At 67.4% G+C, this 24,542-nt stretch carries 21 protein-coding genes; 12 read left to right on the forward strand and 9 right to left on the reverse strand.

All coding sequences use genetic code 11. The features are described 5' to 3' along the window. Positions 1 to 36: 36 nt before the first annotated feature. Both VX037_RS10045 and VX037_RS10050 read left to right on the forward strand, forming a co-directional pair. Positions 37 to 4,674: an ATP-dependent helicase gene (locus VX037_RS10045; protein WP_287016445.1), complete on the forward strand. Its 4,638-nt coding sequence runs from the start codon at positions 37 to 39 to the stop codon at positions 4,672 to 4,674. Further along, positions 4,667 to 5,464 carry a DNA-formamidopyrimidine glycosylase family protein gene (locus VX037_RS10050; RefSeq protein ID WP_266062014.1) on the forward strand — a complete coding sequence of 266 codons (798 nt, stop codon included), beginning with the start codon at positions 4,667 to 4,669 and terminating at the stop codon, positions 5,462 to 5,464. Before VX037_RS10045 ends, VX037_RS10050 begins: the two co-directional genes overlap by 8 nt. 98 nt (positions 5,465 to 5,562) lie before the next feature. Here the strand turns inward: VX037_RS10050 and VX037_RS10055 are convergent, their stop codons facing one another. Both VX037_RS10055 and VX037_RS10060 read right to left on the reverse strand, forming a co-directional pair. Continuing rightward, complete coding sequence (locus tag VX037_RS10055; protein WP_235723902.1) at positions 5,563 to 5,985, reverse strand: pyridoxamine 5'-phosphate oxidase family protein; 423 nt, start codon at positions 5,983 to 5,985, stop codon at positions 5,563 to 5,565. Positions 5,986 to 6,089: 104 nt separating this feature from the next. Further along, the gene (locus VX037_RS10060; RefSeq protein ID WP_235723876.1) at positions 6,090 to 7,832 is read right to left on the reverse strand and encodes a glycerol-3-phosphate dehydrogenase/oxidase; all 1,743 of its coding nucleotides are present in this window, start codon (positions 7,830 to 7,832) and stop codon (positions 6,090 to 6,092) included. 54 nt (positions 7,833 to 7,886) lie between these two features. Between VX037_RS10060 and glpK the strand changes: the two genes are divergently transcribed. Continuing rightward, entirely contained in the window at positions 7,887 to 9,395 is a 1,509-nt protein-coding gene (gene glpK / locus VX037_RS10065; RefSeq protein WP_328714108.1) for a glycerol kinase GlpK, read from the forward strand. A 63-nt stretch (positions 9,396 to 9,458) separates the two neighbouring features. On the opposite strand, the gene VX037_RS10070 is transcribed toward glpK, so the two are convergent. Continuing rightward, a complete protein-coding gene (locus VX037_RS10070) occupies positions 9,459 to 10,862 on the reverse strand; it encodes an NAD(P)H-quinone dehydrogenase (RefSeq protein ID WP_235723877.1) in 1,404 nt (467 codons plus the stop codon). Between the two features lie 216 nt (positions 10,863 to 11,078). Between VX037_RS10070 and VX037_RS10075 the strand changes: the two genes are divergently transcribed. Next, positions 11,079 to 11,555 carry a gamma-glutamylcyclotransferase gene (locus VX037_RS10075; RefSeq protein ID WP_235723878.1) on the forward strand — a complete coding sequence of 159 codons (477 nt, stop codon included), beginning with the start codon at positions 11,079 to 11,081 and terminating at the stop codon, positions 11,553 to 11,555. An 11-nt stretch (positions 11,556 to 11,566) separates the two neighbouring features. On the opposite strand, the gene VX037_RS10080 is transcribed toward VX037_RS10075, so the two are convergent. Together VX037_RS10080 and VX037_RS10085 are read right to left on the reverse strand one after the other, a co-directional pair. Further along, a complete protein-coding gene (locus tag VX037_RS10080; RefSeq protein WP_287016210.1) occupies positions 11,567 to 12,760 on the reverse strand; it encodes an amidohydrolase in 1,194 nt (397 codons plus the stop codon). A 10-nt stretch (positions 12,761 to 12,770) separates the two neighbouring features. Further along, on the reverse strand, positions 12,771 to 13,469 hold the full coding sequence (locus tag VX037_RS10085) for an enoyl-CoA hydratase/isomerase family protein (RefSeq protein WP_235723880.1): 699 nt from the start codon (positions 13,467 to 13,469) through the stop codon (positions 12,771 to 12,773). Between the two features lie 36 nt (positions 13,470 to 13,505). Between VX037_RS10085 and VX037_RS10090 the strand changes: the two genes are divergently transcribed. The 3 genes from VX037_RS10090 to VX037_RS10100 are packed head-to-tail and all read left to right on the forward strand — an operon-like array spanning position 13,506 to position 16,816. Then, on the forward strand, positions 13,506 to 14,309 hold the full coding sequence (locus VX037_RS10090) for a purine-nucleoside phosphorylase (RefSeq protein ID WP_235723881.1): 804 nt from the start codon (positions 13,506 to 13,508) through the stop codon (positions 14,307 to 14,309). A gap of 6 nt (positions 14,310 to 14,315) precedes the next feature. Further along, positions 14,316 to 15,995, forward strand: a complete 1,680-nt coding sequence (locus tag VX037_RS10095; protein ID WP_235723882.1) for a phospho-sugar mutase — start codon at positions 14,316 to 14,318, stop codon at positions 15,993 to 15,995. A 29-nt stretch (positions 15,996 to 16,024) separates the two neighbouring features. After that, positions 16,025 to 16,816, forward strand: coding sequence for an ABC transporter ATP-binding protein (locus VX037_RS10100; protein ID WP_235723904.1), 792 nt, complete (start codon positions 16,025 to 16,027; stop codon positions 16,814 to 16,816). Between the two features lie 108 nt (positions 16,817 to 16,924). On the opposite strand, the gene upp is transcribed toward VX037_RS10100, so the two are convergent. Beyond that, positions 16,925 to 17,548: a uracil phosphoribosyltransferase gene (upp, locus tag VX037_RS10105; protein ID WP_235723883.1), complete on the reverse strand. Its 624-nt coding sequence runs from the start codon at positions 17,546 to 17,548 to the stop codon at positions 16,925 to 16,927. Positions 17,549 to 17,617: 69 nt separating this feature from the next. Here upp and VX037_RS10110 point away from each other — a divergent pair, with 69 nt between their 5' ends. The 3 genes from VX037_RS10110 (at position 17,618) to VX037_RS10120 (ending at position 20,409) form a co-directional block, all read left to right on the forward strand. Continuing rightward, the gene (locus tag VX037_RS10110) at positions 17,618 to 17,971 is read left to right on the forward strand and encodes a type VII secretion target (protein ID WP_328714109.1); all 354 of its coding nucleotides are present in this window, start codon (positions 17,618 to 17,620) and stop codon (positions 17,969 to 17,971) included. Then, positions 17,971 to 18,903: a C40 family peptidase gene (locus VX037_RS10115; protein WP_328714111.1), complete on the forward strand. Its 933-nt coding sequence runs from the start codon at positions 17,971 to 17,973 to the stop codon at positions 18,901 to 18,903. The genes VX037_RS10110 and VX037_RS10115 overlap by 1 nt, the downstream gene beginning before the upstream one ends. 198 nt (positions 18,904 to 19,101) lie before the next feature. Continuing rightward, positions 19,102 to 20,409 carry a primosomal protein gene (locus VX037_RS10120; protein ID WP_235723886.1) on the forward strand — a complete coding sequence of 436 codons (1,308 nt, stop codon included), beginning with the start codon at positions 19,102 to 19,104 and terminating at the stop codon, positions 20,407 to 20,409. Between the two features lie 107 nt (positions 20,410 to 20,516). Here the strand turns inward: VX037_RS10120 and VX037_RS10125 are convergent, their stop codons facing one another. Genes VX037_RS10125 through VX037_RS10135 form a run of 3 tightly spaced genes read right to left on the reverse strand, consistent with a single transcriptional unit; the run spans position 20,517 to position 23,424 of the window. Beyond that, on the reverse strand, positions 20,517 to 21,677 hold the full coding sequence (locus VX037_RS10125) for an adenosine deaminase (RefSeq protein WP_235723743.1): 1,161 nt from the start codon (positions 21,675 to 21,677) through the stop codon (positions 20,517 to 20,519). Next, positions 21,674 to 23,026 (reverse strand): thymidine phosphorylase, encoded by a 1,353-nt coding sequence (locus tag VX037_RS10130; RefSeq protein WP_328714113.1) that lies wholly within the window; start codon positions 23,024 to 23,026, stop codon positions 21,674 to 21,676. The genes VX037_RS10125 and VX037_RS10130 overlap by 4 nt, the downstream gene beginning before the upstream one ends. After that, positions 23,023 to 23,424: a cytidine deaminase gene (locus tag VX037_RS10135; RefSeq protein WP_328714115.1), complete on the reverse strand. Its 402-nt coding sequence runs from the start codon at positions 23,422 to 23,424 to the stop codon at positions 23,023 to 23,025. The genes VX037_RS10130 and VX037_RS10135 overlap by 4 nt, the downstream gene beginning before the upstream one ends. 224 nt (positions 23,425 to 23,648) lie before the next feature. Here VX037_RS10135 and sdhC point away from each other — a divergent pair, with 224 nt between their 5' ends. Continuing rightward, on the forward strand, positions 23,649 to 24,056 hold the full coding sequence (gene sdhC / locus VX037_RS10140; RefSeq protein WP_235723762.1) for a succinate dehydrogenase, cytochrome b556 subunit: 408 nt from the start codon (positions 23,649 to 23,651) through the stop codon (positions 24,054 to 24,056). A 10-nt stretch (positions 24,057 to 24,066) separates the two neighbouring features. Then, on the forward strand, positions 24,067 to 24,525 hold the full coding sequence (locus VX037_RS10145) for a succinate dehydrogenase hydrophobic membrane anchor subunit (RefSeq protein ID WP_328714116.1): 459 nt from the start codon (positions 24,067 to 24,069) through the stop codon (positions 24,523 to 24,525). Positions 24,526 to 24,542: the final 17 nt, after the last annotated feature.

The raw sequence follows: 24,542 nt of genomic DNA on the forward strand, positions 1-24,542 counted from the left end.
ACCGGCGTTGTCGGACGTGTGGTGGATGATGGCAGAGTGCCCCGCAAGACGTCCGTACTCGACCGCTTCACCGCCCCCACCCGGCGGTGGTTCGACGGCGCGTTCGAGGAACCGACCGCGGCGCAGACCGGCGCGTGGGCCTCCATCGCCGACGGCAACAACACCCTGGTCATCGCGCCCACCGGCTCCGGCAAGACACTGTCGGCATTCCTGTGGGCGCTGGATCGCCTCGCCGCCCGACCCGACCGGAAGCGCGGGACACGTGTCGTCTACATCTCCCCCCTCAAAGCGCTCGCGGTCGATGTCGAACGCAATCTGCGCGCTCCACTGACCGGCATCACCCGGGCGGCGCAGGAACTCGGTGAGCCCGAACCGGCGATCACCGTCGGGGTGCGCTCGGGCGACACCCCCGCCGCCGAGCGCCGGGCCCTGGTCAAAACTCCGCCGGACATCCTGATCACCACCCCCGAATCGCTCTTTCTGATGCTCACCTCGGCCGCCCGCGAGACACTCACCGACGTCGAGGTGGTGATCGTCGACGAGGTGCACGCCGTCGCGGCCACCAAGCGCGGTACCCATCTCGCGCTCTCCCTCGAGCGGCTCGACGAACTGCTCGACCGGCCGGCTCAGCGCATCGGACTGTCGGCGACGGTCCGTCCACCCGAGGTCGTGGCGGAGTTCCTCAGCGGCAGCGCTCCGTGCACGGTGGTCCGTCCCAAGGCGGCCAAGACCTTCGATCTGCGGGTCGACGTGCCCGTCGAGGACATGGCCAACATCCCGCCACCACCGGACACACCTGCCGGCGAAGACCTCGACGACGCGTTCTCCCCCACCGCCGGGTCGCTGTGGCCCTACGTGGAGTCGTCCATCGTGGACCTCATCGAGAAGAACCGCGCGACCATCGTGTTCGCCAATTCGCGGCGACTGGCCGAGCGGCTCACCGCCCGCCTCAACGAGATCCACGCCGAGCGCACCGGAAATGTGCCGAATCCGTCCGCCAACCCCACCGTCGCCGGCGGTGCTCCCGCGTACATCATGGCCAGCGGCGCCAGCGGTGGCGCCGCCCCGATCCTGGCCCGCGCGCATCACGGTTCGGTCAGCAAGGAACAGCGCGCCGAGATCGAGGACGACCTCAAGGCCGGACGCCTGCCGTGCGTGGTGGCGACCAGCTCGCTGGAACTCGGCATCGACATGGGCGCGGTGGACCTCGTGGTGCAGGTCGAAGCCCCGCCGTCGGTGGCCGGCGGACTCCAGCGCATCGGCCGCGCGGGCCATCAGGTGGGTGAGATCTCGCAGGGGGTGCTCTACCCCAAGCACCGGACCGACCTGATCCATTGCACGGTGACCGTGGAACGGATGCTCGACGGCGCCATCGAGGCACTACGGGTACCGCAGAATCCCCTCGACATCCTCGCCCAGCAGACCATCGCGGCCGCCGCGGTCGACGACCTCGACGTGGACGAATGGTACGACCTCGTCCGCCGCGCCGCGCCCTACCGCGAGCTCGGCCGCCAGGTGTACGAGGCGACCCTCGACCTGATCTCCGGACGCTTTCCCTCCGACGAGTTCGCCGAACTACGGCCCCGCGTCACCTGGGACCGGGATGCCGGGACACTCGTCGGACGCCGCGGGGCGCAGCGATTGGCGGTCACCTCCGGCGGGTCGATCCCCGATCGCGGACTGTTCGGCGTGTTCATGGTCGGCGAGAAGTCGACCCGCGTCGGCGAACTCGATGAGGAGATGGTCTACGAGTCGCGCGTCGGGGATGTCTTCGCGCTCGGTGCCACGAGTTGGCGCATCGAGGACATCACCCACGACCGGGTGCTGGTGTCACCGGCCTACGGCCAGCCCGGCCGGTTGCCGTTCTGGATCGGCGACACGATCGGTCGCCCCGCCGAACTCGGTGCGGCGATCGGCAAGTTCACCGGGGCGGTGGCCGATCCCGACACATTGGCCGAACACGCGCACCGGCTCGGGCTCACCGACAATGCCCGACAGAACCTCGCCGCCCTCGTCGCCGAACAGCAGGAGGCCACCGGCCACCTGCCCACCGACCGCACATTGGTGGTGGAACGTTTCCGCGACGAACTCGGCGATTGGCGCCTGATTCTGCACTCGCCCTACGGATTGCGCGTGCACGCACCGTGGGCCAGTGCGATCTCGGCACGATTGTTGCAGACACTCGGCCTCGAAGGCGCCACCACGGCCTCCGACGACGGCATCATCGTGCGGCTGCCCGACACCGACGACGACCCGCCGGGCGCGTCGGTCTTCGTCCTCGATCCCGATGAGATCGAGCAGTGGGTCACCGACGCTCTCGCCGACTCGTCGATGTTCGCCTCCCGATTCCGCGAATGTGCAGCGCGTGCCCTGTTGCTACCCAAACGCGACCCCGGCCGTCGCGCCCCACTCTGGCAGCAGCGTCAGCGCAGCGCACAATTGCTCTCCGTCGCTTCACAATTCCCCGACTTCCCGATCATCCTGGAGACGGTGCGAGAGTGTCTGCAGGACGTCTACGACCTTCCTGCGCTCACCGACCTGCTCACCCGAATCCGCCAGCGGCGGGTCCGAGTCGTCGAGACCGAGACCGCAAGCCCCTCCCCGTTCGCCGCATCGATGCTGTTCGGCTACATCGGGGCGTTCCTCTACGCCGACGACGCACCGCTGGCCGAACGCCGGGCCGCCGCGCTCTCGTTGGACACCAGCCTGCTCGCGCAACTGCTCGGCCGCGTCGACTTGCGCGAGCTGCTCGATCCCGGCGTGATCGCCGAGGTGACCGCACGCCTGCAGCGCACCGTTGCCGAGCGTCAGGCCCGAGATGCCGAGGACATCGTCGACCTGTTGCGCTGGCTCGGTCCTCTCGACACCGCTGACGTCGATGCACGCTATCGCGGCGAAACACCCGCGATCGATCAGCTGACCGAGTTGCACCGATCCGGCCAGATCATCTCGATCACCCATCGTGGCCGAGCGCTGTGGGCGTCGATCGACGACACCGCCCGATTGCGTGACGGTCTCGGCGTTCCGGCCCCGCTGGGCATTCCGGCGGCCTTCCTGCAACCGGTGGGTGATCCGGTGGGGGATCTGGTGAGCCGATATGCACGGACGCACGGCCCGTTCACCGTCACCGAGGCCGCCGATGCACTGGGCATGGCGGTCGGGGTCGTCCGCGACACTCTCGTCCGGCTGGCCGCCGACCGTCGGGTCATCGAGGGGGATTTTCTCCCTGAGGCCCAGGAGACAGAGCAGGGCACGCAAACCCGGACCGGCGCACCGCACGCGACCCAGTGGTGCCATGCCGATGTGCTCGGTCAGATCCGTCGCGGTTCTCTGGCGGCGAGCCGCGCCGAGGTCGCGCCGGTCGACCACGAGACCCTCACCCGCTTCACCGCGTCCTGGCAGCATGTCACCCCTGAGGAACAACTCCGCGGCGTCGACGGGGTGGCGACGGTGATCGACCAGTTGGCCGGCTACCCGCTGCCCGCCTCGGCGTGGGAATCGGTGGTCCTACCCGCCCGCGTCACCGACTACAGTCCGGCGATGCTCGACGAATTGCTCAGCTCCGGCGAGGTGATCTGGTCCGGGCACGGCCGTATCGGTGGGTCGGACGGCTGGATCGCCCTGCATCCGGTGGATGTCGCACCGCTCACGTTGGCTCCCGCCGACGAGATCGACACCACCGGAGTGCACGACCGACTCACCGCCGCACTGGCCCCCGGCGGCGCGCTACGGTTCGGCAAGCTCGCCGAGTCGGTGTCCTCCGACGGCACCGTGTCCGCCGCCGACATCGAGGCCGCCCTCTGGGATCTGGTGTGGGCAGGTCAGGTGAGCAATGACTCGTTCGCTCCGGTGCGCGCGATGTTGGCACCGCGGCGCACCTCGTCGTCGCCGCGATCGGCACCGGCCCACCGGGCCCGTGGACGCGCGCCGCGACTTCGGGCGCAGCGGCTGTCCACCCGCTATCTCACCGAACACGGTGCCGGCCAGAGTGTCCCGCCCACCGCCGGTGGCCGCTGGGTGGTTCCCGACCGTATCACCACCGACCCGACGGTGGCCACGCAGGCGCTGTGCGATCAGCTGCTCGCGCGCTATGGGGTCATCACGCGCGGAAGTGTCACCAACGAAGACATTGTCGGCGGGTTCTACCGGATCTACAAGGCCCTCACCGTGTTCGAGGACAACGGTCAGGTCCGGCGCGGCTACTTCGTCGACGGCCTGGGTGGTGCGCAGTTCGCTTCGACCGCAACCATCGACGAATTGCGTCGCCACGCCCTCGACGATCGGCGCACCCCACCGGCGATCGTGCTGGCGGCCACAGATCCGGCCAATCCGTTTGGCGCCGCTTTGGGTTGGCCGACGACCCGCGCCGAGGACGGCCGACACCGCCCGGGTCGCAAACCAGGCGCCATGGTGGTCATGGTGGGCGGCGAACTCGTCGTGTACGTCGAACGAGGCGGCAAGACCCTGCTGACGTTCACCGAATCGCTTCCCGCTCTGCAGACCGCCGCCGGCGCTCTCGCCGAGATCGTCCGCTCGGGCCGCGTGGCTCGGCTCATGATCGATCAGGTCGACTCCGAGCCCGTGCTGACCTCGGATTTCGGCCGAATCCTGATCGAGGCCGGATTCGCCACCACACCGCGCGGTGTTCGCATGCGCTACGGCAGGCATGCCTGAGGGCGACACCGTCTTCGCCGCCGCCGCACGACTGCGGGCGGCGCTCGACGGTCAACGGCTGACGCGGACACAGTTCCGGATACCGTCGCTGGCCACCGCCGACCTGACCGGCCGAACGGTCACCTCGGTCCGATCGGTGGGCAAACATCTCCTCATCGATGTCGGCGGATCCGATGACGACGACTCGGGACTCGCCAGGGTCAGTCTGCATTCGCACCTGAAGATGGAGGGCGCCTGGCATGTCCACCCCATCGGCACGAAATGGCGTCGTCCCGGGTACCAGGCACGGGTCGTGTTACGTACCGCGACGCACGAAGCCGTCGGTTTCGACCTCGGCATCCTGGAGCTCACCGAGACCCCCGATCAGGACCTTGCCTACCTGGGACCGGACTTGCTGAGCGCCGAGTGGGAGCCCACCGAGGCCATCCGCCGCATCGAGGCCCGCGCCGATGAGCCGATCGGAACCGCGCTCCTCGACCAGCGGCTCGTCGCGGGCATCGGCAACGTCTATCGAAGCGAGCTGTGCTTCCTTCGCAGGGTGCTGCCCACCCGACCGGTGCGCGAAGTCGACGTCACGGCCATGGTCGACCTGGCCCGCCGGGTGTTGTGGGCCAACCGGCTGCGGACGGCCCGGACCACGACCGGCCAGACCGCGCCCAATGCACGCATGTGGGTTTACGGTCGGCGCGGCCAACTGTGTCGCAGATGTGGTTCGCCGATCGAGCGAGACCAGCTCGGCTCGATCGGCGAGGATCGCGTGATCTACTTCTGCCGACAGTGTCAGTCATGACGCTTGCCAGACACCGTTCACCGTCCGACAGGAAGTGTTTCGCGACGGCAGCATGAGGCGAGGCGATACCCGCCCCCGATGGCGCTGTTCGCAAACAGCTAGACCGGGTACCGTTCCGGCTCAGGACCGAACAGATACCGCCGCCCGGAGATCTCGGTGACCGCGATCTCGACGTAGTTGTACTTCATCGTGGGAATCCACGGACGCAGTGACAATTCGTCGGCGGCAGCGATGTCATGAGTCGAAACCAGCACGCGTGCGGTGCCTTTCGCGACGACGCTCCAGCCGCGCTGGTCATCGTGGTCGTCCGCCTCGAAGGCGACGTTCTCGTTGACCGCGATCTCGGAGAGCTTGGTACCCTCGCCGGTCCGGAAGGTGATCCGACCTTCTCCGGCAATGTAATTGACCGGGAAGATGTCCGGGTGACCGCCGACGCTGAGGCCGATGCGTCCCAACTCGGTGGACCCGAGCAGTTCCCACGCCTCGTCGGTGGTGAGTTCCTCAACCGCGTTGTCGACCATGTCCTGTCCTTCTGCCATACACCATTCTCCGTCCACCGGAACGTGTTCGGCAGAGTCGAAGGTCCCCATCTTCCTGTGATGGGCACCACGACCATCCGCGCGGGTCACTCAGGAACCGGAACGGGCTCCAGGATCTCGGGGCGAGCCTCCGGGGCCGCCGCACGCAGCGCATCGGCGGAATCGTCATCGGGCTGGCGCTGCGACGCGACCTCCGCCTCCACGCGGGCGATATAGGTGGCCACCTCGAACGCCGTGTGTTCCTCGGTCCAGCCGAGTATGGGCGCGAGTAACTCCGCCACCTCCCGCGCGCAGTCGACGCCGCGGTGCGGGTACTCGATCGCGATGCGCGTCCGGCGCGCGAGCACGTCCTCGAGATGCAGTGCAGCCTCGTCTATCGCCGCATAGACCACTTCCACGCGCAGGTACTGCGGTGCCGCGGCGAGCGGGCGCAGCAGTGACGGATCGTCGTCGGCGTAGTAGAGGACGTCATCGATCAACGATCCGTACCGGTTGAGCAGACGACGAATTCGGTAGGGATGCAACCCGAATCGCTGGCCGAGATGCTCGCACTGGTTGATGAGCGCGAAGTATCCGTCGGCTCCGAGCAGCGGCACCCGCTCGGTGATCGACGGTGCCACCCGGGTGGGGATGAAATCGGTACAGGCGTCCACGGCGTCGGCGGCCATCACCCGATAGGTGGTGTACTTGCCGCCCGCGATCGACACCAACCCGGGCGCCACCGTCGCCACCGCGTGCTCACGGGACAGCTTCGAGGTCTCGTCGTCCTCCCCTGCCAACAGCGGGCGCAACCCCGCGTAGACGCCTTCGATGTCATTGTGGGTGAGCTTGGTCACCAGCACCTCGTTCACCCGCTCGAGGATGTAATCGATGTCGGCGCGGGTGGCAGCCGGATGCGCGAGGTCGAGATTCCAGTCGGTGTCGGTCGTGCCGATGATCCAGTGCGTCTCCCACGGGATCACGAACAACACCGAGTTCGCGGTGCGCAAGATGATCGCGGTCTCGCTGACGATCCGGTCTCGAGGCACCACGATGTGCACACCCTTGGACGCACGTACCCGGAAGTGGCCGCGCTGTTTGGACAGCGCCTGGACCTCGTCGGTCCACACCCCGGCCGCGTTGATCACACAGTGACCGCGGATCTCGGTGACGTCGCCGGTCTCCGAATCCCGAACGCGCACACCGAGAACCCGGTCGGACTCGCGCAGGAAACCGACCACCTGGGTGGACGTGCGGATGACCGCACCGTAGTTGGCCGCCGTGCGGGCAACGGTCAGACTGTGCCTTGCGTCGTCGACAACCGTGTCGTGGTATCGGATGCCACCGATCAACGAACTCCGTTTCAGCGCGGGAGCCACGCGAAGTGCGCCGGACCGGGTGACATGATGCTGTCCCGGAACAGATTTTGCTCCACCCATGCGGTCGTACAGGAACAATCCAGCCGCCACATACGGTCGCTCCCAGACGCGCTGGGTGAGGGGGTAGAGGAACGGCAGCGGCTTCACCAGATGCGGGGCCAGCAGACGCAGCGACAATTCGCGTTCGCGCAACGCCTCACGGACCAGCCCGAACTCGAGCTGTTCGAGGTATCGCAGACCCCCGTGGAACATCTTCGACGACCGACTCGACGTCCCCGACGCGATGTCACGGGCCTCCACCAGCGCGACGCGCAAGCCGCGCGTCGCCGCGTCGAGCGCGGCCCCCACACCGACGACTCCGCCTCCGATGACCACGATGTCGAACTGTTCACTGCCCAGGCGCCGCCACGCTTCCGCACGGTAAAGCGGACCCATATCGGCCGGCCGGTCCGGGTTGAACTCGGTGTTCATGCTTGCCCAGCCTAATTGATCTCCTCGAATGCCACCGCGTGCGACACTGGCCGCGTGGCTAGCGCAAACACATATGTCGCCGCCGTCGACCAGGGCACCACGTCCACCCGTGCGATGATCTTCGATCGCAGCGGACGCGTCGTCAGCAGCGAGCAGATCGAGCACCAGCAGATATTTCCGCAGGCCGGCTGGGTGGAGCACGACGCCGCCGAGATCTGGCGCAACACCCGGCGGGTGATGGCCGCCGCACTCGCCTCGGCCGACCTCAAGCACGGCGACATCGCCACCTGCGGGGTCACCAACCAACGTGAGACCACGCTCATCTGGGACCGCGAGACCGGCGTGCCGATCCACAATGCGATCGTCTGGCAGGACACCCGCACCAACGACCTGTGCGACGATCTCGCCGGTGACGTCGGGACCGACCGCTACCGGGATCGGACCGGACTGCCGTTGTCCACCTATTTCGCCGGTCCCAAGATCCGCTGGCTACTCGACCACGTCGAGGGCGCTCGCCATCGTGCCGAGGCGGGTGAACTGTGCTTCGGCACAATGGATTCGTGGACCGCTTGGAATATGACCGGCGGCCGCGACGGCGGACTGCACATCACTGATGTCACCAATGCGTCACGCACGATGCTGATGGATCTGCGCTCCCTGCAATGGGATGAGCAGATCTGTGCCGAGATGGGCGTGCCGACCGCACTGTTGCCCGAGATCCGCAGTTCGTCGGAGGTCTACGGCCCGCTGCGCGAACACGGCTCGCTGCCCGGCGTGCCACTGGCCGGGATCCTCGGCGATCAACAGGCCGCCACCTTCGGCCAGGCCTGCCTGAGTCCGGGCGAGGCCAAGAACACCTACGGCACCGGCAACTTCCTGCTGCTCAACACCGGCACCGAACCCGTCTTCAGTGATCACGGATTGCTGACCACCGTGTGCTACCGAATCGGCGATCAACAGGCCCGCTACGCACTCGAGGGCTCCATCGCGGTAACGGGATCACTGGTGCAGTGGCTGCGCGACAACCTGGGCCTGTTCGCTGACGCCGCCGACATCGAGACGCTCGCAGCCGGCGTCGACGACAACGGCGGCGCCTACTTTGTGCCCGCGTTCTCCGGGCTGTTCGCACCCCGCTGGCGGCCGGATGCGCGCGGGGTCATCGTCGGCCTGACGAGGTTCGTGAACAAGGGCCATCTCGCTCGAGCCGCCTTGGAGGCCAGCGCCTTCCAGACCCGCGAGGTGATCGAGGCGATGCAGGCCGATTCGGGTGTGGAGTTGTCGACACTGAAAGTTGACGGCGGCATGGTCGTCAATGACCTGCTGATGCAGTTCCAGGCAGACATCCTCGATGTCCCCGTGGTTCGGCCGGTGGTCAACGAGACGACCGCGCTCGGCGCCGCATATGCCGCCGGTCTCGCAGTGGGTTACTGGGAGTCCGAGGACGAGATCCGCGAGAACTGGGCCGCGCACACCCGCTGGGAGCCGCGGATGCCGGCGGCCACCCGCGACGAGCTCTACGCCGGCTGGAACCGCGCCGTCGAGCACAGTCTCGACCTGGCCTGAACCCCCGGTTTCGTAGTACGAACGTATCGTTTTTCGCCCGTTCGTACTACAAGATCGCGGAGGTCAGTCGAGATCGTCGTGACGCACGAGTTGGCGTGCGGCCTCGGTGACCGAACCGGTCAGCGACGGATACACCGAGAAGGTCTGCGCGAGGTCGGACACCGTGAGCTTATTCTGCACTGCCAGCGCCAGCGGCAGGATCAGTTCGGAGGCGGTGGGCGCTACCACCACGCCTCCGATCACCACACCGGTCGCCGGCCGACAGAAGATCTTCACGAAACCGCGCCGCAGCCCGCTCATCTTGGCGCGCGGATTGGTCGCCAACGGCAGCATCACGGTCCGGGCCGGGTAGTCACCGTTGTCGATGGCCTGCTGCGAGACCCCGACGGTGGCGATCTCGGGACGCGTGAAGATCGCCGATGCAACCGTTTTGAGTTTGATGGGACTCACGCCCTCGCCCAGTGAGTGGTACATGGCGATCCGCCCCTGCATCGCGGCCACCGACGCCAGCGGCAGCAGACCCGTGCAGTCACCGGCCGCGTAGATACCCGGGACCGACGTGCGCGAGACCCGGTCGACGGTGATGTAGCCGCCCCGATCGACCTCTACCCCGGCCCGGTCGAGTCCCAACTCGGTGGTGTTGGGGATGGAACCGACCGTCATCAACACATGTGACCCGGTCACCGTCCGGCCGTCCGCGAGGTGCGCGGTCACCGAATCGCCGTTGCGTTCCACCTTGTCGGCGCGGGCATGCTTGATCAGTTCGACCCCGCGTTCGGCCAGCGCGTCCTCCAGCACGAGGGCCGCATCCTCGTCCTCCCCGGGCAGCACGCGGTCACGACTGGACACCAGGGTCACCCTGACGCCTAATTCGGTGTAGGCGTGCACGAACTCGGCACCGGTCACACCCGACCCGATCACGACGAGATGTTCGGGTAGCTGTTCGAGATCGTAGAGCTGACGCCAGGTCAGGATGCGCTCACCGTCCGGCTGGGCGTCGGGCAGGATGCGCGGCGAGGCACCGGTCGCCACCAGCACCACGTCGCCCTCGTAGCGTTCGGTCGAACCGTCGGGCAGCGTCGCCACGACACCATGGGTGGAGACCCCGATCTGACGTTCCTCCAGCGCTGCCCGCGCCGACACCAGCTTCACCCCCTCGCTGATCAGCCGGGACCGGATGTCGGCGGATTGGGCAAAGGCGAGATCACGCACCCGTTGATGGATCTGCGGCAGCGTCACCAACGCATCGTCGGTGCTCAGGTTGATCCCCAGATCGACCGCACGGCGCACCTCGGTTCGGATGCCCGTCGAGGCGATGAACGTCTTCGACGGAACGCAATCCCAGAGCACACACGCGCCGCCGACACCGTCGGAATCGATCACCGTGATGTCGGCACCGTACGCGGCCGCCGCCAACGCGGCCTCGTAGCCCGCGGGTCCGCCGCCGATGATCACGATCTTGGTCACAAGTCACTCCTGTTCGCCGCCGTACCACCTACCAACCTAGTCCCCGGTGCCCGCGGTCCGCCCACCGCGCCCGCGCCATCCGGGCACACGTCACATCTCGCGGACGTATCGGGTCCGCCTGCGTAATACGATCAATCGGGAGTTGAGACGTTTTCAATGATCGCGCGGATCGCCCACGCGTCCGCCACGCGGAGAAAGTGCAGGTCAGAGACCTAAATGCCCATCTACGCAGCCTACGGCTCCAATATGCACCCCGAGCAGATGGCCGAGCGAGCACCGCACTCCCCGATGGCGGGGACCGGATGGCTACACGGTTGGCGCCTGACCTTCGGAGGCGGAGACATCGGCTGGGAGGGTTCGCTGGCCACGGTCACCGAGGATCGCGACGATCCCGATGCCAGGGTTTTCATCGTGCTCTACGACGTCACCCCGGAGGACGAGGAGAACCTCGACCGCTGGGAAGGCTCGGAGCTGGGCATCCACGTCAAGATCCGGGTGCGGGTGGACACCGCCGACGGCCCGGTGCTGGCCTGGCTCTACGTCCTCGACGCCTACGAGGGTGGCCTGCCGTCGGCCCGATACCTCGGGGTGATGGCCGAGGCCGCCGAGATCGCCGGCGCTCCGGCCGACTATGTACAGGACCTCCGACTACGCGAGTCACGCAACGTGGGCCCGGGTCCGCTGGAACCTTGACGCCCCCGGAATCACACGTCGCCGAGCACGATTCCCGCCAACGTGCGGACCCCGATCTCCAGCGCACGCTCGTCGAGGTCGAAATTGGGCTGGTGCAGATCGACACGCGGGCTGATCCCATCCCACACGCCGAGCCGCCCCATCGCGCCCGGTACGTGTTCCAGGTACCAGGAGAAGTCCTCCCCGCCGGGTGACTGAGGGGTGTCGGCGACCGCGTTGGGGCCGATCTGCGCCACCGCGGCCCGCATCGCGGCGATCGCTTGTTCGTCGTTCACCACAGGCGGCACACCTCGGAAATAGGACAGGTCGTAGCGGACCCCCAGCGGCGCCAGCAGCTCGCCGATCACGCTGCGCACCAGTGGTTCGAGCAGCGCCCAGCTCTCGTGGTCACCGGTCCGGACCGTACCCAGCAGCCGCCCCTCCTGCGGGATGGCGTTGGGTGCAGTGCCCGCATTCGCCGCACCCCACACCATCACGGTGCCCGACCGCGGATCCAGGCGCCGCGACAGGATTCCGGGTAGCCCGGTGATCACCGTCCCCATCGCATAGACGAGGTCGCCCGTCAGATGGGGCCGCGAGGTGTGCCCACCGGCCGAATGCAGCTGCAGATCGATGTGATCGGCCGCCGAGGTGAGGGCGCCCGCCCGCAGCCCCACCGAACCGACCGGTAGTTTCGGATCGCAGTGCAGCGCGAAGATCCGTCCCACGCCGGTCATCACTCCGGCCGCCACCGCGTCGAGCGCACCTCCGGGCATGACCTCCTCGGCCGCCTGGAAGATCAGTCGGACACCGACCGGCAGGTCGTCGACCGTCGCCAACAACTTGGCGACGCCGATCAGGATCGCCGTGTGGGCGTCATGTCCGCAGGCGTGGCACACACCCTCCACGGTGGAACTGAAGGCCAGACCGGTGTGCTCGGTGATCGGCAGCGCGTCCATGTCCGCGCGCAGCGCGACCCGCGGCATCTCGTCCCCGCCGATGTCGCAGACCACGCCGGTGCCCAGCGGTAGTCGACGCGGGGTCAGACCCGCCGCGGTCAACTCGGCCATCACCAGTTCGGTGGTGTTGACCTCCTGGCGGGACAACTCCGGGTGGGCGTGGATCTCCCGGCGCCACCGCACCACGTCGTCGCGGTGCGCGGCCCACCAGGCGTCGATGACGTCGCGTGGCGCCGCCGGCCGGATTCCGCGTTCGCTCACGGCCATCGCGAGAACCTCACAGTGCCCTCCGCGGATACGCGATCTGCAGGTCAGCGATCAGTGGCTGACGCAGGTTGCGTTTGACCTCACCGAGATTGGGGCCCGCCAACGGTGCACGCTCGGCAGCCACCTCCCGCGCCCGGGCGAGCAGGGAGTCGATGTCGACGGCTTCCTCGACGATGCCACCGGCACGTGCCTGTTCGCCCGAGTAGCGCCGCGCGGTCAGCATCGCCTCGGTGGCCACCGGATCGGCGAGGCGGGTACGCAGCAACGAACTCATCCCCAACGGGAACGGCATACCCAGCGCGACCTCGGGCAGTGACCAGAACCCGCGTTCGGTGCGCATCAGACGGTGGTCGGCGCACAGGGCGAACATCGCCCCGGCACCGAAGGCGTGACCGTTGATCGCGGCGACGGTCGGCACCGGCAACGTGAGAAGTGTGCTGAACAGCGCGTGCACGCGGTCGAGGTAGTCGGGCAACGCCTTGGGCTCGGCCAGGATGTGGTCGGTGTCGAGTCCGTTGGTGAAGTACTTGCCGGTGGCCGTGATGATCAGCGGCCGGGTCGGTTCCGCGGCGACCTCGGCGAGCGCGTTCTCGACCGTCGTCAGCCAGTCGAGACGGAACCGGTTCTCCGGGTTCGACTCGTCGAGCTCGACCCCTTCGGTGCCCAGATAGAGCTCGGTGACATCGCCTACAGAACTGAGAAACGGCATGTAGGGACTTTATCGTCGGGCACTAGGGTTGGGGCCATGGACCCCACAGCCGACGCCGACGCGGCCGCAATCGCCGCGGCCGCGACCATCGCCGCCGAGACCGATTGCGCCGCCCACGACGTGGCGGTGGTCCTCGGTTCCGGCTGGGCCCCGGCCGCCGACGCCTTCGGCCGCCCCATCGCGAGCGTGCCGATGGCGTCCATTCCCGGTTTCAGCGCACCGCGGGCCGCGGGGCACGGCGGAACGGTTCACTCTGTGCGTGTGGGTGATCGTCGCGTGCTGATCCTGCTCGGCCGAATTCATGCCTACGAGGGGCACGACCTGGCCCGCGTGGTCCACCCCGTGCGCACCGCCGCAGCGGCAGGCGCGCACACCATCGTCTTGACCAACGCGGCTGGCGGACTACGCGACGACATGAAGGTCGGTCAGCCGATCCTCATCGCCGATCACCTCAATCTCACCGCTCGGTCTCCGATGCGGGGCGCGCAGTTCGTGGACCTGGTGGATGCCTACGCGCCGCGATTGCGGGAGATCGCCCGACGCACCGACCCGTCACTGTCCGACGGTGTCTATGCAGGGCTACCCGGTCCGCATTACGAGACGCCCGCCGAGATCCGGATGCTGCGCACCCTGGGCGCCGATCTCGTCGGGATGTCCACTGTGCACGAGACGATCGCCGCGCGTGCCGCGGGCCTGCAGGTGCTGGGCATGTCGCTGGTGACCAACCTCGCTGCCGGCATCACCGGTGAACCGCTCAGCCACACCGAGGTACTCGAGGTGGGGCGTGCCTCGGCGACCCGGATGGGCGAGCTACTGGCGTCGATCATCGCCGAACTCTGACACGCCATGTCTGTACCTGATCCACAGGATTCGCAAGGGGTGTCCGATCCACAGGCGGCGTCCGATCCGCCGACATCAGATCCGCAGGCCTGGATCGCCGCCGACCCCGATCCGCGCACCCGCGCCGAGCTGCGTGCGCTGACACCCGCCGAGTTGACCGAGCGGTTCTCCCACACATTGCATTTCGGCACCGCCGGCTTGCGTGGACCGGTCCGGGCCGGGCCATCCGGGATGAACGTCGCAGTAATCGTGCGGACGACCGTCGCGCTCGGACGCTGGCTCATCGACGGCGGGCACGCCGGGTCGAGGGTAGTGGTGGGCCGCGATGCCCGCCACGGGTCGGCCGACTTCGCAGATGCCTGCGCCGAGGTGCTCGCGGCGCAGGGATTCGATGTGGTGCGGCTACCGGGGACCACCCCCACTCCACTCATCGCGTTCTGCTGCCGGGATCTCGGTGCGTCCGCGGCGATCGCGGTGACCGCCTCACACAATCCGCCGGCCGACAACGGGTACAAGGTCTTCGTGTCCGGTGGCGCCCAGCTGATCCCGCCAGACGACACGCAGATCGAGCGGCTGATCGCGACGGCCGCGCCGGCCAACACCGTGCCCCGGACGACTGTGTCCGCCGATGATCCGTGGGCGGCCGCCAACACCGAGCGGTATCTGACCCGGCTGACGAACCGCTTCGGACGGGTACCACGGTCGCCGGTTCGGATCGCGCTGACGGCCATGCACGGTGTGGGCGGCGCGCTGGCGCTCACCGCTCTGCGCCGGGCCGGGTTCACCGACGTCGAGGTGGTGCCCGAGCAGTTCGCACCCGATCCCGACTTCCCCACCGTGCGTTTTCCCAACCCCGAGGAACCCGGGGCCTCCGATCGGCTCCTGGCACTCGCCGCCGACGTCGACGCCGACCTCGCCATCGCGTTGGACCCCGACGCCGACCGATGCGCGCTCGGCGCTCGTATCGGCGGCAGCTGGCGGATGCTCACCGGCGACGAAACCGGCGCCCTGCTGGGCAGGCATCTGCTCGCGGCCACCGATCTCGACGCACCCGTCGTGGCGGGCACGATCGTGTCCGGGTCACTGTTGCAGGCCGTGGCCGAGGCTACCGGCGCCCGGTACGCGAGGACCCTCACCGGCTTCAAATGGCTCGTCCGCGCAGGTGAACCGCTGCTCTACGCGTACGAGGAGGCCATCGGCCACTGTGTCGATCCAGTCGCCGTGCGCGACAAGGACGGGATCAGCGCATCGGTGGTCGCGGCACTACTCACCCACGAACGGGTCAGCGCCGGTTCCGATCTCGCGACAGCGCTGCATGAACTGTTCGTCGAACACGGAGTTCATGTGACCACCCAGCACTCGATCCGGGTCACCGACCTCGACCGGATCGCCGACATCATGGCGGGGCTGCGCACACATCCCCCGACGACCCTCGCCGGGATCAGCGTCACGAGCGTCGACTACGCCACCCGACAGGATCACCTAAACACCAATGCCGTCGAACTGTCCGGTGCCGCAAACGATCCCGAGACCTCAGTACGCGTGATGGTGCGGCCTTCCGGGACCGAACCCAAACTCAAGTACTACCTCGAACTGGTTGCCGAGCCGCGCGAGTCCGACGTGGCCGCGACATCCGCGCGGTTGCATGCGCTCGCCGTTGACGTCATCGCCGACCTCCCGCGCTGAGTCGGGATCGATCGCCTGGCTACGGTGGGCTGGTGTCCTCCCCCGAACCACTACTCGACGCCGCGAACATCGATGTGATCCGCGGGGGCCGCCCCCTGCTGCACGACGTGAGTCTGCGCGTGGCGCATGGCGAGCACTGGGCATTGCTCGGCCCGAACGGGGCCGGTAAGTCGACGCTGATGACGATCCTCGGCGCCCGCGGCCACCCCACCGCCGGCACCGTCGACGTACTGGGTCGGCGGTTGGGACGGGTGGACATGCGTCAACTGCGCACCCACATCGGCCATGTGGATCCGCGCTGGCGCATCGACGTACCGCTCACGGCCCACGAGGTGGTGCTCACCGGCCTGACCAACACCCCCGAGCTCGACCGTCGGCACGACTACACCGTCGACGAGCACCGTCACGCCGACGAGCTTCTCGAGCTGCTGGGCATGACCACCCGCCGCGAATCGCTGTGGCCGGTGATGAGTCAGGGCGAACGGGGCCGGACCCTCATCGCGCGGGCACTGATGCCGCGCCCGGCGTTGCTGCTGCTCGACGAACCTGCGACCGGCCTGGATCTTGCGGCGCGCGAGAAGCTGCTGACCGGTATCGACCAGCTCCGCTCCGAGGTACCCGGCCTGGCCAGTGTGCTGGTCACCCATCACCTCGAAGATCTACCGGCCAGCACAAGTCACGCGATGTTGCTGCGCGATGGCCAGGTGATCGCCGCCGGAGCGGTCGATGAGGCCCTGACCTCGACGACGATCAGCACTTGTTTCGAGCATGATGTGGTGGTGCGGCGTGCGGCCGGGCGATGGGCGGCGGTCGCCGCCTGAGCCGACACGGCGCTCGGGCACTGCCGTGTGAGGTGAACGTCGCGGAATTCCTAACGTTCACCTCACTCCCGCCGATCAGTTCGCGCGGGACCGCTCAGTCGACCGGTGTCAGCGTGGCCCGAATTGGCGGTCCCCGGCATCGCCGAGGCCGGGCACGATGTAGGCGACGTCGTTGAGGCCGTCGTCGACGGCAGCGACCACCAGACGCACCGGGTGACCGGATTTCTCCAGCGCGGCAACCCCCTCTGGCGCCGCCACCACGCACACCGCGGTGATATCGGTGGCATGGCGCGCCACCAAGAGCTCGATCGTGTGCAGCATCGAACCGCCGGTCGCCAGCATCGGATCGAGCACGAACACCGGCAATCCCGACAGGTCGCCGGGCAGTGATTCCAGATACGGCACCGGTTGCGCGGTGGTCTCGTCGCGCGCCACCCCGACGAAACCGACGTGCGCCTCGGGCACCATCGCGTGTGCCTGCTCCACCATGCCGAGACCGGCGCGCAACACCGGTACCAGCAGCGGAGGAGTCGCCAGCCGCGATCCTTCGTGGGCGGTCAGCGGCGTCTCGATGGGTACCGTCACGCTCGGTGCCCCCGCCAGCGCCTCGTACACCAGCATCTGGGTCAGGTCCGACAACGCTCCGCGGAACGCCGCGTTGTCGGTGGTCTTGTCGCGCATCGTGGTCAGTCGAGCGGCCGCCAATGGATGGTCGACGATCTGTACCTGCATGACGATCACCTTAATGGTGTGTCCGGGACTCCGGTGGAACCGAAAGCGGTATCCGTGCGTCCAACAAACATGACCGATGTCTCCGTCCATACCCCCTCGTTGGCCGACTACGCCCGAGACCAGCACACCGCGGCCGACGTGGTGCGAGCGCACGCGAACGCCCAGCGAGGCGAGGTGGGCGACCTCACCGACACGTTCGGCGTCATCGGCGCCGATTTCCTGGTCGCGGCCGCCTACACACTCGACACCCGCGCGCGTCGCCTCGACACGTTGGCAACGCGTCACGGCGAGCAGGGCGACATCACCGACAGCGCCGCGACCGTCTACCTCGACGCCGACGCTCGAGCCGGCCATTGGTTGTCGCGGCCACCCACCGACAAGCCGCGGGACATCGGGAATCACACGGAGGGGCTGTATCTCTGATGCTGACCATCGAGATCATCATCGAGCCGCTACGCATCATGATCACCGCCCTCGGCACCGGCATCCTGCCGCCCGACAACCCGGCTGATCGGCTGCGCAGTTCGGTGGGGTCACTCGACCACACGCGCCGGGAATCGGTCGCGGCCACCAACCGGGTCGCCACCGATTGGTTGGGCACGGGCGCCGACGGTGCCGTCGACGCGGCTCATCGGACACATCGAACGATGATCGAGACCACTGATGACAGCGCCGAGATCGCCGAGCTCATCGAGCAGGCCAGCGCGAAGGTGAAGGTTGCCGCCGATCAGCTGAATGCGTTGATCGACTCCTTCCAGTCGCTGGCCGCGGCGCTCGGACCCGCGCTGTTCAGTCCACAGGGCATCGCGATGATCCTGCCGGTGGCACTCGACCACGTCCAGCGCGGCATGCAGATCGTCGCGCGCACACAGTACGACCTCCGATCCGACATTGACCGGATGATGGCGATCGGTCGGACCGAGGCCCCGGCTTCGGTGCCGTCGCCGTCCGCCAACGACGGCACCGGGGTGGCCATCCGATTGCCGGACGGATCGATCGCACACGCCCCGAACGAACGAGCAGCGAAGGCGGTGCGCGCCGCTTTGAGTCAACGCGGCGTCCCCTATGTCTGGGGTGGCACCACACCGGACGGTTTCGACTGCAGCGGTTTCACCCAGTGGGCCTATCGTCAGGCCGGCGTCGAACTCCCCCGCCTCGCCCAAGATCAGGACATGGCCGGTGTCGCGGTCGGCCAGTCCGAACTGCAACCCGGTGACCTGGCCGTCTGGGACGGCCATGTGGCGATGTACGTGGGCAACAACCAACTCGTCGAGGCCGGAGACCCCGTCCAGACGTCGCCGCTACGCACGACGAACGCCGGCCAGGGTTTCCAGGGCTTCTTCCGTCCACGCTGATCTGGCTCATACGCCCACTCGATACGAAACGGCGCCCACTCGACCGTGGTCGGCCGGGCGGAAGCCCGGGTGGCCGGACCTCGCGCACTGACCACATCGACGACCCCGGCCCGGCGACCGCTCGCGCTCCGGCCGTTCACCGGACCGTCGCGGGGCCGCTACCGGAGTTCACAGGTCCGATCAGTACGCTGTGTCCTCATGGCCGGAGACATTGTCCCCATCGAGCTCGGACTCACCGACGGAAACAGTTTCACCCTCTGGGCACCCCGGTGGCGCGAGGGCGACGACGAGTGGGAGGCCTTCCTCGGACTCGACGAGGACCTCTACGGATTCCCCGGTGTCGCCGAACTGGCCGCCTTCATCCGCACCGACGACGACAACGACCTCGTCGACCACCCGGCGTGGGAGACCGTCGCGGGCCTGCAGGCCGACGAACTCGTTCCCGACGACCGGCACAGCTACGACCTCGTCGGTGTGCCGGAACTGGCTGCCGAGGATCCCAATCCCGAGGTCATCGCGGAGCTAGAGGATGCGCTCGAGATCGTTCGCATCCTCGGCGAGGTCTGCGAACTCACCATCATCACCAAGTTCTTCAACGGCAACCCGATCCTGGGTGCGGTGACCACTGGAACCCGCAACTTCGAGGGTCGCGAAGGCGTGGATCTGTGGGTTCGCATCGGTCGGCTCATCGCCAAGCATTGGGACGACGTCATCGACGCCATCGACGATGTCATCACGACCCCGAAGGTCGACCGGTCCGCGGTCGAGACCGCCGAAGCCGAACTCGAAGCTGCCGCGTCCGCCGAGGACGAAGACGAACCCGACGATGATGACCTGGATCTCGTCGAGAGCACCAACGGCGACGACACCGTCGAGTCCGACGACAGCGACGAGTCCGACGACGACAGTGCCGAGAATGCCGACGACGAGGTCGACAGCGACGATGAGATCGACGACGACTTCTGGGCAGGCGTCGGCATCGACCCGATCCGGATCGTCACCGACGCCGACGAATATCTCTCGCTGCGTTGCTATCTCGGCGATGACCCGGTCTTCCTCGGGGCGAACGGCAAGATTTTCGTCTTCACCTCGCCGCGTTCGCTGAGCCGATTCCTCGCGGACTCCGATGATCACGACCTCGCTGACCTGTCGACGTTCGAGGATGTGCGCACTGGAGCCACTGACGGGTCGCTGGAGTTCGACGTCATCGACGACAACGTCTACGTGCTGCCCGGTCTCGCCGACGACATCGCCGACGGACCGCGCCGGATGGACCGCAACCAACTCGACCTCGCAGTGGAGTTGCTCTCCGACGCGGCCGACTACGCCGACGACGACTCGGTGAGCGAAGCCCTCGGATCGACCACCCCGCTGGGATGGTTCGTGGACTACGCCATCAACCCGGATCCCAAGCGGATGGCGCCGAGCCCCCCGTTCGAGAACGAGTCGGAGGCATGGCGCGCCCTGGTGCACGACTTCGAGGGCCGTCTGGTCAAGAAGGGCTGAGCGACCCTTCGTGACGACCCTCCGCTAGCGCTAGCGCTCCGGGTCTCCTCAGGGAGCAGATGCCCACCCCAATCCCTGAGGAGCGAGCTTGCGAGCGTCACGAAGGGTCAACCCAGCAGGACCGCATACCCCGGCTTGATCACGTCGTCGATCAGCGCGAGTCGTTCGTCGAAGTGGATGAACGCCGACTTCATCGCGTTGACCGTGAACCGTTCGAAATCGGCCCAGCCGTAGCCGAACTGCTCCGCGAGCCGCAAGAACTCCTTGCTCATCGTGGTGTCGCTCATCAACCGGTTGTCGGTGTTCACCGTGACCCGGAAACGAAGGCGGGCCAGCACGTTGAACGGATGATCGGCCATCGAGGCGACAGCTCCGGTCTGCACATTGGAGCTGGGACACAACTCCAATGGGATGCGTTTGTCGCGGACGATGTCGGCAACTTGCCCGAGCTCGGCACCGGTGAAGCTCTCTGCGGTGAGGTCCGCGCCAGGAGGCAGCACGATGTCGTCGATGACCCGCACACCATGACCGAGCCGGTCGGTACCGCAGAACGCGATCGCTTCATGGATCGACGGCAGACCGAACGCCTCGCCGGCGTGAATGGTGAACGGAGCGTTGTTGGCCCGCATGAACTCGAACGCATCGAGATGCCGCGTCGGCGGATTGCCCGCCTCGGCCCCGGCGATGTCGAAACCCGCGACGCCGGCGTCGCGGAAACGCACCGCCAACTCCGCGATCTCGCGCGACCGCGCGGCATGACGCATCGCGGTGACCAGGCATCGCACGATGATCGGGCGTCCCGCCTCGGCCGCTTCCCGCTCACCTGCCGCGAATCCGTCGAGTACTGCCTGGACCACCTCGTCGAGCGTCAAACCCTGTTCGAGGTGTTGTTCGGGCGCATAGCGCACCTCGGCATACACCACCCCGTCGGCCGCGAGGTCCTCGACGCACTCGCGGGCCACCCGGGTCAGCGCGGCGGGCGTCTGCATCACGGCGACTGTGTGCGCGAACGTTTCCAGATAGCGCTCCAGTGAGCCGCTGTCGGCCGCGTCGCGAAACCATTCGGCGAGTTCGTCCGGATCGTCGGCCGGCAGCTCGCCATACCCGGTTTCCCGCGCCAATTCGAGCACCGTGCTCGGTCGTAGACCGCCGTCGAGATGGTCGTGCAGCAGCACCTTCGGGGCCAGCCTGATGTTGGGCAGATCCAGCGGCCGTCCCGGCCCGAGGTCGGTCGCCCGATTCGAAGCGGGCACTTGCGCGGTCGTCATGCACCGACGGTAACGCGATCGACGATCAGGGGCGCGGGCTCGCCCGGCGCGTCGCCCACCGTGACCGCGGCGCGCAACGCGGCCCGCGCCGGCGCGAACCGTTCGGCGGTCTGCGTGTGCAGAGTGAACAGCGGATCGCCCCGACGCACCCGATCCCCGGGCTTGGCGTGGATGGTGACGCCCGCCTCGGCCTGCACGGCCGCACCCGGCACCGCACGTCCCGCTCCGAGACGCCACGCCGCGATCCCGACATCCCAGGCGTCGAGACCGACGACCACGCCCGAGTGCTCGGCCGTGACGGTGTCGGTGTGGTCGGCGACCGGCAGCGGCGCATCCGGGTCGCCGCCCTGGGCGGCCACCATCGCCCGCCACACATCCATGGCCTTGCCGTTGGCGAGGTTGACCGCCGGGTCCACCTCGCCGAGCCCCGCCGCGTCGAGCATCTCCCTGGCGAGCGCCACAGTCAGCTGCACCACATCATCCGGGCCGCCACCCGCGAGCACCTCGACCGACTCGGCCACCTCGAGCGCATTGCCCGCGGTCAGCCCCAACGGCGTGTTCATGTCGGTGAGCAGCGCGCGGGTGGTGACCCCGGCCGATTCACCGAGCTCGACCATCGTCTCGGCCAGTTCCCGGCTGAGCTGCTCGGTCTTCAGAAAGGCCCCGCTGCCGAACTTGACGTCCAGGATCAGCGCACCGGTGCCCTCGGCGATCTTCTTCGACATGATCGAACTCGCCAGCAGCGGAATCGACTCCACCGTCGCGGTGACATCACGAAGCGCGTAGAGCCGGCGATCGGCCGGTGCCAGATCACGGCCCGCCGCGCAGATCACCGCACCGACCCGCTCGAGCTGATCGACCATCTCGTCTGGACCGACATCGGCACGCCAGCCCGCGATCGACTCCAGCTTGTCCAGCGTGCCGCCGGTGTGGCCGAGCCCACGCCCAGACAGTTGCGGAACCGCCACACCGTAGGACGCCACCAGTGGCGCCAACGGCAATGTGATCTTGTCCCCCACCCCGCCGGTGGAGTGCTTGTCGACGGTGGTCAGCTGCTGGCCGTCGCGGCGCAGCCCGGTGAAATCCATCCGGCGCCCGGTGTCGACCATCGCCTGGGTCCAGCGGGCGATCTCGCGGCGCGACATACCCCGGATCAGGATCGCCATCAACAACGCCGACATCTGTTCGTCAACGACGTCGCGGTGCTCCGCGGCGTAGCGATCGATGACCCAGTCGATCTGGGCGTCGGACAACTCCCCACCGTCACGTTTGGTCCGGATCACCGAGATCGTGTCGATGACCTCTGCGTCCTCGGGCCACGATTCGGTCGTGACGTCCTGGTCACTCATCGCGCCGCCTCCAGATCCTCGGGCCCGAACGCATCGGGCAACAGCTCTGCCAGGCGCCGCGGCCCGCTGGGATGGTCCACCAGCAGCCCGGCCCCGCCGTGTTCGAGCAATACCTGCCGACAGCGTCCGCACGGCATCAGGATCGCCCCGCGGGCATCGCACACCGCCACCGCGACCAGCGGCTGTCGACCGGTCGCGACCAGGTGCGCGACCAGGGCGACCTCTGCGCAGATGCCGAGACCATATGAGACATTTTCCACATTGCAGCCCAGCACCACACGTCCGTCCGATGTCAGGCCGGCCGCACCCACCGGGAAGCCCGAGTATGGCGCATACGCCCGTTCGATCATGGCTTCAGCGTTGTCCCGCAACAGTTTCCAGTCCACGTCGACAGACACGACAGGCTCCTCACAATCGGTACGGGCGAGCAAGATGTGACCCCGGATACGACCAATAACCTTGGTAAGGCATACCTAATTCGAGATCAGTTGTCGCCCAAATCTGTTCGGGCAATTTACGCCCGGCCTCAGCATAGGTTTAGAGTCTCATGCATGGGTCCACGGCCGAGCCTGATAATGCCGACTCGGCACATCCATCGACGCTGTTGGAGGCCAATTTCGCGATGAGCACCCCCACCGAGGTAGCACCAGAGCCGGTGCGCAAACGCTCCCTGTATCGAGGCGACCCAGGCATGTGGTCGTGGGTGCTGCACCGCATCACCGGTGTCACCATCTTCTTCTTCCTCTTCGTCCATGTACTGGACACCGCGGTCATCCGCATCGATCCCAACAAGTACTCCGAGATCATCGAGACGTACAAGACGCCGATCATCGGACTCATGGAGATCGCGCTGGTCGCGTGTGTGGTCTACCACGCGTTCAACGGTGTGCGGATCATCCTGGTCGACTTCTGGTCCAAGGGCCCCAAGTATCAGCGGCAGATGCTGTGGGTGATCCTGACCCTGTTCGTCATAGTCTTCGGCGCGGGTGCGGTCCGTCTGCTGCAGATCCTGATCACCCACTCGTTCTAGGAGGCACCTGATGACTGCATCGCAAGCAACTCCGGGTGCCGCGAAGACGCTGGGCACCGACTACGACCGTCCGGCAAGCCTGGACAATCCCCGCGCACCGCGGATGCGCAAAGGCGGGAACTTCGAGAAGTATGCGTGGCTGTTCATGCGTTTCTCCGGGCTCGCGCTGATCATCCTGACCATCGGTCACATGTTCATCATGCTCGCCTGGGACGACGGCGTGCACCGCATCGACGCCTCGTTCGTCGCCGCGCGTTGGAAGGAACCCTTCTGGCAGATCTGGGATCTCAGCATGTTGTGGCTGGCCCAGCTGCACGGCGGCAACGGCGTCCGCACCGTCATCGCCGACTACTCACGCAAGGACTCCACCCGGTTCTGGCTGAACGTCCTGCTGGGCATCTCGATGATCCTGGTGCTGGTGCTCGGCACCTACGCACTGCTGACCTTCGACGTGAACAACGTCGGCTGAGGAGACTGACGAAACTG

It is taken from the genome of Gordonia sp. Z-3, assembly GCF_036233855.1.
Classification (GTDB): domain Bacteria; phylum Actinomycetota; class Actinomycetes; order Mycobacteriales; family Mycobacteriaceae; genus Gordonia; species Gordonia tangerina.